This window comes from Mesorhizobium sp. M4B.F.Ca.ET.203.01.1.1 (genome assembly GCF_004791025.1).
Taxonomy (GTDB): domain Bacteria; phylum Pseudomonadota; class Alphaproteobacteria; order Rhizobiales; family Rhizobiaceae; genus Mesorhizobium; species Mesorhizobium abyssinicae.
The window spans coordinates 1-322 of sequence record NZ_SRUO01000184.1 but is presented as its reverse complement, the minus strand read 5'-3'; the positions used below and the strand labels follow the sequence as shown (position 1 = coordinate 322).

The following is a 322-nucleotide window of genomic DNA, read 5'->3' as shown; positions in this document are numbered from 1 at the left end:
GCATCGAGCGCCACCGCGCCGTCAACGAGCTGCTTGCCGACGAACTGAAAGCGGGCGTGCATGCGCTGGCGATCGAGCCCGCCGCGCCCGGCGAGAAGACGCGCTGGTAGTCAGCCGACCGTTGCCTTCAGGAACGCCAACGCGGCCGCCGTCAAGGCGTCGCCATCCTCGCCGAAATCGCCATTGATCGACATATGCGTATAGGCGCTGCCGTCGAACAGCGTCACCTTCGTGCCCGTGGCGCGCAGGCGCTCGGCAAAGGCCTTCGATTCCTCGCCACGGCCCGGCGCCCTGTAATAGGCGATGAAGGTCGGCGGGTGCT

General features: G+C 67.4%; 1 protein-coding gene and 1 pseudogene. One reads left to right on the top strand and one right to left on the bottom strand.

The window, feature by feature from the left end; genetic code table 11:
• Positions 1-110: BolA/IbaG family iron-sulfur metabolism protein (locus tag EN846_RS34230; RefSeq protein WP_135928140.1), on the top strand; the 110-nt coding region annotated here is incomplete at its 5' end.
• On the opposite strand, the pseudogene EN846_RS34225 reads toward EN846_RS34230, so the two are convergent.
• A pseudogene (locus EN846_RS34225) lies at positions 111-322 on the bottom strand (alpha/beta hydrolase); the annotation flags it as partial.